Source organism: Burkholderia sp. GW821-FHT14F03 (assembly GCF_058803765.1).
The window spans coordinates 299,716-308,597 of record NZ_JBXAPG010000001.1 but is presented as its reverse complement, the minus strand read 5'-3'; the positions used below and the strand labels follow the sequence as shown (position 1 = coordinate 308,597).

The 8,882-nt window shown below is 61.2% G+C and carries 10 protein-coding genes; 5 read left to right on the top strand and 5 right to left on the bottom strand.

The window, feature by feature from the left end; translation table 11 throughout:
- Both AC1RQF_RS01525 and AC1RQF_RS01520 read left to right on the top strand, forming a co-directional pair.
- Positions 1 to 2,151, top strand: a 2,151-nt coding sequence (locus tag AC1RQF_RS01525) for a YadA family autotransporter adhesin (RefSeq protein WP_492871135.1), incomplete at its 5' end; no start/stop codon positions are given.
- A gap of 411 nt (positions 2,152 to 2,562) precedes the next feature.
- The gene (locus AC1RQF_RS01520) at positions 2,563 to 3,411 is read left to right on the top strand and encodes an EAL domain-containing protein (RefSeq protein WP_492871134.1); all 849 of its coding nucleotides are present in this window, start codon (positions 2,563 to 2,565) and stop codon (positions 3,409 to 3,411) included.
- Between the two features lie 13 nt (positions 3,412 to 3,424).
- Here AC1RQF_RS01520 and AC1RQF_RS01515 read toward each other — a convergent pair whose 3' ends face one another.
- A complete protein-coding gene (locus AC1RQF_RS01515; RefSeq protein ID WP_492871141.1) occupies positions 3,425 to 4,096 on the bottom strand; it encodes a GntR family transcriptional regulator in 672 nt (223 codons plus the stop codon).
- 535 nt (positions 4,097 to 4,631) lie between these two features.
- Between AC1RQF_RS01515 and AC1RQF_RS01510 the strand changes: the two genes are divergently transcribed.
- On the top strand, positions 4,632 to 5,357 hold the full coding sequence (locus AC1RQF_RS01510; RefSeq protein ID WP_273995983.1) for a response regulator transcription factor: 726 nt from the start codon (positions 4,632 to 4,634) through the stop codon (positions 5,355 to 5,357).
- A gap of 260 nt (positions 5,358 to 5,617) precedes the next feature.
- Here AC1RQF_RS01510 and AC1RQF_RS01505 read toward each other — a convergent pair whose 3' ends face one another.
- The 3 genes from AC1RQF_RS01505 to AC1RQF_RS01495 all read right to left on the bottom strand — a co-directional run bounded on the left by AC1RQF_RS01505 (position 5,618) and on the right by AC1RQF_RS01495 (position 7,203).
- Positions 5,618 to 5,821: a hypothetical protein gene (locus AC1RQF_RS01505; RefSeq protein WP_492871133.1), complete on the bottom strand. Its 204-nt coding sequence runs from the start codon at positions 5,819 to 5,821 to the stop codon at positions 5,618 to 5,620.
- Between the two features lie 348 nt (positions 5,822 to 6,169).
- Positions 6,170 to 6,646, bottom strand: coding sequence for a hypothetical protein (locus AC1RQF_RS01500; protein WP_273995980.1), 477 nt, complete (start codon positions 6,644 to 6,646; stop codon positions 6,170 to 6,172).
- 149 nt (positions 6,647 to 6,795) lie between these two features.
- Positions 6,796 to 7,203 (bottom strand): hypothetical protein, encoded by a 408-nt coding sequence (locus tag AC1RQF_RS01495; RefSeq protein ID WP_492871132.1) that lies wholly within the window; start codon positions 7,201 to 7,203, stop codon positions 6,796 to 6,798.
- Between the two features lie 150 nt (positions 7,204 to 7,353).
- Here AC1RQF_RS01495 and AC1RQF_RS01490 point away from each other — a divergent pair, with 150 nt between their 5' ends.
- Entirely contained in the window at positions 7,354 to 7,584 is a 231-nt protein-coding gene (locus tag AC1RQF_RS01490) for a hypothetical protein (RefSeq protein ID WP_273995976.1), read from the top strand.
- 105 nt (positions 7,585 to 7,689) lie between these two features.
- Here the strand turns inward: AC1RQF_RS01490 and AC1RQF_RS01485 are convergent, their stop codons facing one another.
- A complete protein-coding gene (locus AC1RQF_RS01485; protein WP_443111429.1) occupies positions 7,690 to 8,403 on the bottom strand; it encodes a methyltransferase family protein in 714 nt (237 codons plus the stop codon).
- Here AC1RQF_RS01485 and AC1RQF_RS01480 point away from each other — a divergent pair.
- The gene (locus AC1RQF_RS01480; RefSeq protein WP_492871131.1) at positions 8,402 to 8,719 is read left to right on the top strand and encodes a hypothetical protein; all 318 of its coding nucleotides are present in this window, start codon (positions 8,402 to 8,404) and stop codon (positions 8,717 to 8,719) included. The genes AC1RQF_RS01485 and AC1RQF_RS01480 overlap by 2 nt on opposite strands.
- Positions 8,720 to 8,882 lie beyond the last annotated feature (163 nt).

The following is an 8,882-nucleotide window of genomic DNA, read 5'->3' as shown; positions in this document are numbered from 1 at the left end:
GGCCTGTCGACCGCAAACAGCTCGATCTCGTCGCTGTCGACCGCTGTCAACGCGTCGAAGACGCACTACTACAGCGTCAACGACAACGGCACGCAGCAAGGCAACTACGCCAACGACGGCGCGACGGGCATCAACGCGCTGGCAGCGGGCACGAACGCGACGGCAGCGGGCGCGAGCGCGGTGGCAGTGGGTGACGGCTCGAACGCCAGCGCGGCCGGTTCGGTCGCCCTGGGCCAAAACGCAGTCGCCAGCATCGCGAACAGCGTGGCGCTGGGTTCGAACTCGGTGACGGCGGCAGCCAATCCGACGGCCACGGGCACGGTCGGCGGGGTGACCTACAACTACGCAGGCACGACCCCGGTGGGTGTGGTGAGCGTGGGCGCGCCGGGCGCGGAACGCCAGATCACGAACGTCGCGGCAGGCCAGGTGACGGCGACGAGCACGGATGCGATCAACGGTTCGCAACTGTTCTCGACGAACACGGCGATCAACAGCCTGTCGACTTCGACGTCGACCGGCTTGTCATCGGCGACCAGTTCGATCGTGTCGCTGTCCACCTCGACGTCCACGGGGATCGGTTCGTTGTCCACGGGCTTGAGTTCGACCAACAGCAGCATCGTTTCGCTGTCCACGTCGACCTCGACCGGCATCAGTTCCTTGTCCACGGGCTTGAGCACGACCAACAGCACGGTCCTGTCGCTGTCCACGTCGACCTCGACCGGGATCAGCTCCTTGTCCACCGGCCTGTCGACGACGAACAGCAATATTGCGTCCTTGTCGACGTCGACCTCGACCGCGATTAGCGCCGCGAAGACGCACTACTACAGTGTGAACGACAACGGCACGCAGCAAGGCAACTACAACAACGACGGCGCGACGGGCACCAACGCGCTTGCCGCGGGGACGAATGCGAGCGCCTCGGGCGCGAGCAGCGTCGCGGTGGGCGACGGCGCGAACGCCTCGTCGAGCGGCGCGGTCGCGATCGGGCAGGGCGCATTGGCAAGCGGCAGCCAGGCCGTGTCGATTGGCGCGGCGAGCGTGGCGAGCGGCAATGACGCGCTGGCGATCGGCAATGCCAGCACGGCTGCCGGCACGGGCTCGATCTCCTTCGGCAATACGGCGACGGCAGTCGGCGCCGGCTCGCTCGCGTTCGGCTCGAATGCGGTCGCGAACAACGCGAACGACGTCGCGCTCGGTTCCGGCTCGGTCACGGCCGCGCCGAACCCGACGGCCAGCGCGACGATCGGCGGCGTCTCGTACGGCTTCGCGGGCACTTCGCCGACGAGCGTCGTGAGCGTGGGCGCGCCGGGCGCGGAGCGTCAGGTCACCAATGTCGCCGCCGGCCGGGTCTCCGCGACCAGCACGGATGCGGTCAACGGCAGCCAGCTGAACGCGACGAATCAGGCGCTCAACAGCCTGTCGACGTCGACGGCGACCAACATCAGCTCGCTGTCGACGGGAGTCACCTCACTGTCGACGGGTTTGAGCACGACCAACAGCACGGTGGCACAGCTGTCCAGTTCCACGTCGACCAGCATCGGTTCGTTGTCGACCGGGGTGGCGAACATCAACAACCAGTTGACGTCGCTTTCGACCTCGATCAACAACACGACGCTTTCGCAGAACTCAACGGGTGTCGCGGCCGACATGAACGGCACGGGTTCGGACAAGCCGACCGTCACCGCCGGCTCGAACTCGGTGGCGATCGGCTCGAATTCGACGGACGGCGGCCGCTCGAACGTCGTGTCGGTCGGCAGCGACACGCAGCAGCGGCAGATCATCAATGTCGCGCCCGGTACGCAGGGCACCGATGCGGTCAACCTGAATCAGCTGAACGCCGTGCAGTCGACCATGTCGACGGCGCTGTCCAGCCAGCAGGTCCAGATCAACAGCCTCAGCTCGCAATTGCAGCAGACCGACCAGATGGCGCGGCAGGGTATCGCAGCCGTCGGCGCGATGGCGTCGATCCCGCAACTCGACCGCGACGCCAACTTCGGGATGGGGGTCGGCACGTCGACCTTCCTCGGTCAGAAAGCGATGGCGGTCAATATGCAGGCACGGATCACCGATAACCTGAAGGCGTCGCTCAACGGCGGCTTCAGCGGCGGCCAGAAGGTGATCGGGGCGGGCATGTTGTATCAGTGGAAGTAACGCCAGCCGTCCGACCGGCGCGCTCAGTTGGTGCGCGCCGGTCGGCGTTTCAAGCTACAAGCCGTCGAAATCCGTGCTGAATGCGCTGAATTTCCAGAACCGGACAGCGTCGCCGGGTATACCGACGCACATGCGGCACGCCGACACTCGGCGTTGCCACCACCCCCGCGGCACTGCCGCTACTCGCCTTGACACGCTCCCTCGGTTTTTGGATTCGGATATCTGAAGCGCAGGGAAGGGCGCCCAGTCAAAGCGTGGCAATCGTTCACAGTCGCCCTGAATTCGCTCTATTACTATGCAAAAAGTACTTTGCTCCACGTTTCGGTTGCAACGCAGAGGCTTGGCGTCAAACCTGGGAATAGCGTGTTGCGGCATGGTCGGACCGGAGCTTGAGCGAACAGCGAGAGCATTTTGTCAAACACCGGAAAACGTGGCATAGGGACCGCAGCGTCGACCATCGGCAAGGCAGCCGAACTCGGCTGCCCGCGTACCCTGGTCAACGATGCCGCGCGTGGACTGGATGAGAAGGAGTTTTTCTTTGTTTTTCAGCCCAAGCTGCGGCTCCAGCCAGGATTGCTGTCCGGCTTCGAGTCGCTGATACGTTGGCGTCACCCGACGTACGGCGTCCTGATGCCGTCTGTATTCATCGAACTCGTTGAAAACTCGCCGCTGACGCAGCGCTTCACGGAGTTCGCCATCGCGGAATCGGCGAGGGTGCTCGCCAGCTGGACTGCCTGCGGTTACGGCAGCCTCTCGTTGTCCATCAATCTACCTGCCCAGGAAATCATGCGGCCCGGGATGGCCGATGAATTGGCCGTGACACTCGCTTCTCGCGCGGTGCGGGCCGAACGGCTTCAGATCGAAATCACGGAATCCAACGATCCCGGCCCGATCGACATGTTTGCGTCTGCCGTCACCTCGGTCCGGAACATGGGTGTGAGCGTCGCAATCGATGACTTCGGCGCAGGATGCTGGTCACTCATCGCGCTGCATCGGCTTTCGATCGACACGATCAAACTGGACCGATCCTTCATTCGCGATATTCCCGAGAATCCGGAATCAAGAGCCGTGGTCGAGGCGCTTATCTCGCTTGGGCGCCGTTTAGGCAAACAGGTCGTCATCGAAGGGATCGAGACGGAAGCGCAGTTCGCATGGCTGAAAACCATGACGCCGGTTGATTGCCAGGGGTATTACGTCTCCGAGCCTGTGCAGGAGGCGGAAATCAGCGGGCTGGTGGCGAAGCATGGCGTGCTGATTTGAGCCGCCGCGACGATCAAGCGCGATGCGGTTCGAAATCCCGCGTAAAAGAGTCGCGTGTAAACATCTCGATGTAGTCCAGCATCGCGTCCGACGCGCCCCCGGCTTCCTGTTCGTCCCCGTCGACGATGGCTCGCGCAACCCGCGCGTGATACTGGCTCGCCAGCGGCAGGTCGTTCAAATACTTGTGATGCATGAAGTAGAAGCGCCGCGAAAGCGCATGCAGCGGGGCGATCGCCTCGGCCGCAAACCGATTCCGCGCCAGCTCGGCCATCAGCTGATTGGCCCTGTACACGCTTCTCAGGTAGGCGACGACATCGTGTGATTCGCCGGCTGCCTCGAGTTGCTCAACCGTCTCGCGCATCCGTTCGCGCTCCTCGGGCAAGGCGCGCCGCGCCGCGCGCTGCGCGATGAGGCGTTCGAGTTCGCGACGCGTTTCGAGCACCAGCAACTGATCATGGATGCTGGGAACCGTGACCATGATGCCGTGACGCGGCACGATCTGCAGGAGATGCGACGCGGCCAGGCGTTGCGCGGCCTCGCGAACCGGCGTTCGACCCGTGTTCAGCTTGTCCGCGAGCGACACCTCCGACCAAACGCTGCCCGGCGCCAGCTCCAGCGTCACGATCAGTTCCTCCAGCTTCTGGTGGGCTTGATCCGCAAGGGAAGCACTTATCTGTCCGTTCATGTCCGCTGCCAAGTTAGAAGAATATCACTGACATATTAGCGTGATCCTCCGTTGTTTCCAACTCCATCTTTAAGGGCTCCAGTCCTTATACGGGTTTACAACCTTTGACCCGCTGACCGATCATAAGTATTCTACTGATATGTCAGTGACATCCAGATGATATGTCCAGATTTGAAATGTCAAGAAGCAGGGCAGGCGAGGTCGGCCTGATCTTATGGATAACGGTGCCTGATCATTTTGGCATCAGGCCGATGTTGCAGCCGCCCGATCGTCTGGCAACGGGTACGAGAGGGCCTCGTCTGGGTGACGGCAGTGCCTGCCGTTGCGTCGACGGATGGAATTCCCCGGATATGCGACACGCATATTGGAATAGACGTCATTGACGCAAGACCATTTCTTTACAAAAACAATTGATTTATTCAGGGTAGGGTGGTTTTCCATTAGCGGGAAATCACGGTATGCGTCTGTTTTTGCGCAAAAAATGATTTTCAATTAACCAGGGATCATTCGGACAGAATGAATTTTGGAGAGTGCGATGAGCATCTTGCTAGTGGAAGACGATCTTAATCAAGCCGCAGCCATCGAAAAGGCGTTGCGTGCATCCGATCGAGAAATTTCGAGAGTCAAGGATAATACGCGGGCAGTCCAGTTCCTCCGGGAAAATGTGGTGGATCTGGTCGTGCTGGATTGGCGGATTCCGGATACCAGCGGTCTCGATTTGCTGCATTGGATTCGTGCGAATCTCGGCGACGGGCCTACGGTCTTGTTTTTGACGGCCAGAACCCTCGAGATAGACGTGGTCGCGGCGCTGAATGCGGGAGCGGACGAGTACATCGCCAAGCCATTCCGGGAGGTCGAGCTGGCCGCGCGGATCAATGCTCTGCTGCGTCGGAACAGCCGCAACAAGAAAAACGCAAATCGAATCGAGGTCGGCGGTTATGTCTTGGATTCGGTGACGCGGACCTTGACCTTCCGCGGCGAGATCGTTGAGTTGACGACGAAAGAGTTTTCCCTGGCAAACTGCTTGTTCAATAATCTTGGCAACGTCGTTTCCCGGGATCTTTTGTCGACGCTGGCATGGGGCAGAACGCTTGATGGCACGTCGAGAAGTCTTGATACGCATATTTACCGGCTTCGGCAAAAGTTGGCCATTCGCCCCGAGAATGGCCTTCAATTGGGCGCCGTGTATATGCATGGCTATCGGCTCGATATGATCAACTCGTTCACGGCGGCGGCGGCGGGTGCTGCACTGCCTTGTTGACAGGGAGCCGCGTCGACCTCAACCGAACGGCGGTCCCACCTCGCACCGGCGCGGCGTCCTTGCCGTCGATCTTGATCAGTTCGCCTAGGCAGGGGCAGGCCCGTCCGCGCGTGGCTGGCAGCCTGGGCAACCACGTCCGGTGCGGAATCCACAATCCGACCTCCGTCATGAGCTTGCCAGCCGTTACCTTCGCCAGCCCCGGGTCATGGCATTCCCGGAGCTTCTCACGAGCCAAAGTCGGGCCGAAATCCGGATAACGCTCACGAGTGATGATCAAGGCCCGGATGGCCAGACCTTCGTCCGGCTTCCGGTTGCCCGGAACGATTCAGCCCGGCCACGCCCGCGGCCTGGTAGCGCAGCACCAGCCGCTCGATCTGCCGCACGCTCAACCCCAGCCGTGTTGCGGCCTGGCCGGGCTTGAGCCGCGCTTCGGTCACCGGCTGGATGACCTTGAACCGGTCCATCTTGCGCATCGTCAGCCACTACAATTAGTTTTGATAATTTACCTTATGTCAAATAGAATGCGCAAGCTTGTCGATGCGATGCGGGCAATCAAAGCAACCCTGTTGCTGGCGATCTCGCGCCCGGCAACAGCGTAGCAGTCCCAGAATCGCCTCCTTTGAGAGGCCTGCCATGAGCAGGCGTTTTTTGAACCGCGATCGCGTACGCCCGTCGCCGCCGCGCGTCGTGGACACCGCGCCTCGTGTTGCGGATCGTCCAGTACAGCCGGCGGATCTCCCTGGCAACTTCACTCAACTCACGCTCCGAAAGTTCCGGGCGCTCCAGCAGCTCCGACGGGCCCAACTCATCACCTATTGACTTGCGCCGACCTCTACGGCCTTCACCAGCTCGAAGCCCGATCCGCCCAACTGGTAATAGTACGTGCCCGAGCCAGTCTCGTTACGGCTCCCGTGAAGGATCAGCAATCGGCTGTTAGCGCGAAACTCGATCGGCACGTCAATCTCAGGAGCCCAGCAACACAGCGTGAACGGCAGCCACGTCGTCTGGCCTGTCTTCGCGTCAACGGCCACCGTTGTGACGCACGAAGCGCCACAACCCCAGCTACTCAAGATGTAGTGCCCGGCAAAATTCGGTTTGCCGTGAGTGACCTCTCGCAAGCGAGTCGCAAATTCCCGGTCCTTTGATGACTGGATCCGGACCTTCGCAACCCTCCCCTTGAACCCGTCGGCGACCGGGTACGCGTCAAAACTTGGCAGCTGCGCATCGGCGTAGACACGTCCGAAAGCGCACATGCCCAACGCGAGCGCAACCAGAAGATGCTTTTTCATTCAGCCAATACCAGTGACTACGCGCTCTATCCGAAATCGCGTCACGTGTCGCCGAGGGTGCGTGCTTTCATCGATTTCGTGGCGGATCTCTACGGCAAGACCGATCCGCAATAGGCAGCAATAGGTCGCAATCGCCCTGCTCGTCCGGACTATGCGCTGCCCGCTTCGTCAGTGACGACGGTCAACGTGACGGAGCCCCAGTTGTTCCAGTAATAGCCGCTGCGGTCGTTCGCGAATACGAAGAGAACGCCATCCGAAGTCGCGACGTGGTCGCTCTGGGCGCCCATGCGAAACGTCTGCGTCGGATCGTCCTCGGCCGGTGCCGTGTCGCTCGGCGCAATGCGCCCCATCAGACGAAAATACCGACCGTCGTCGGGGATTCGCGGCGGATGCCCTGTCGTGTAGAACAGTGGCGCCGGATACCCTTCCGCGGTACATGGAATGACCGCATCCACCCATACCCCGATCGCTCGGCATTGCAGACGCATCCCCGCTTTCACACGTATGCCGGTATTGACCCAAGGATCTTGTGCGGGCACCTGTACGACGTGAGCCATGTTTCACCTCGATCGGCTGGGGCAAGGCAATGCACGCTCCCGTGCGGGAAACATCACCTTTTCGGGTTGGTGTGCTTATTCGAACTTCTCGTCGGTCGCCCTTCCCGGCAGGCTTACAATTGCGGCGACAACAATAACCGAGGGGCCGCCATGAGTCTTGACGATCGCGACTGGTATCGCGAAGCCATTCGGGAGAAACAGGCGCAACAGGACAATCCCGCGCCACCGCCTCGTCCGGCACATCCCGCGCCATCCGGCCCACAAGGCAGCAAGCCGAGGTGGGAGCCATCATGGTTCATCATTCCACCCATCGCACTGCTGGCCGGCGGCCTTGCCTACCTGCTCGTCTATCAGGTCCTGAGCCATTTCGGTGCGAACTGAAACCCGGCGCCCTCGCGCACCAAGCGCGCGCGGTCAGTCGGAACGTGGCGCCACGCGGTCGCATTCGCTCCGCGACACCCGCTCGCGAAGGCGAACCGCATCAAGTCAGAACACCCCGGGAATGACCCGATACCTGACCTTGGCCTTGTAGGCGAGATAAGCGCCGTCCTCCGACAGGATCCGCTCCTCGCGATAGATCCGTCCGACCTGGAGCAACACCTGCAGGCACACCGCGAGCACGTTCTGCACGCTGAAATTGGCCAACAGGAAGCCGACGTCGATCATCAGGTAACCGAGGTACATCGGATGGCGGACGAAGCGATACGCGCCGCGCGAAACAACGCCGCGGTTGGCGGGAAGAATGCCGAACGAGCGCCGCAACGACAGCTTCGCGAACAATTGCCAGGCGAGCCCGACAACCTGGATCGAGGCGGCAATGTCTTCCGGGATGATTTTCTGGCTGGCCGACAGTTGGAACAGCAGATAATAGAACGTGCCGGCGACCGAAAAGAAAACGGCGAACGGGCTCCAGTCCCGCTTGGTCGGCACCTTCGAGAATAAGGACAGGCCCACGCTCAGCGCCGCCGTGATCACCAGCAGCACCAGCGTGATGCGCGACGGATCGGCGATCCATTCGATGTACGCGGCATAGCCGAATATGCCGAGCGCAAGCCCGGCCGCCACGCGCGCCGCGACTTCGACGCTGACGCTGAACCAGTTCTCGGGCACTGTCGGCGCGATCGGCCGCGCGCGCGCGATGGACTGACCTCCCACGCGCGGAGCACTCGTGATTACCTCGTGTTCGCTGACCGGTGTCATGACCACGATCCCCCTGCGGTGCCGGATGAACGCGGATGACCCGAAGGGCCATCCGCGCGCATTCAAAGCGTCGACTCATGCCAATAGCCGGATGCAGTATCTCGACATCAAAACCCCGGCCGCCTTTTGCCATTCTATTTCCGGCTTTCAACCCGGATATTTTTCAAACTTCCAGTCCAGCCGGGCGCGCACCGGCCTGCGCGCCCGTTCCACTCGCTCCCCCGTCTTCGCTACCCTTCCAGGCCCGCCCCCGCTGGCCGTCGATTATTTCGGCGCGTGCGCCGATTACCCTTTCCATTTGTCGAACAGTGAATAAACCGCTCAAAACATTCAACATTTTGTTACTCCACATTACGCAAATTTACGCATAAAGGAAATCCATCTTTCCCCGGTCGAGGGTTAAACCCGATCATTACATTCTTTCATTTTCATGACGGTTTCGATGCAACACGCGACGCATGAACGCCCCCGTCGCGCAG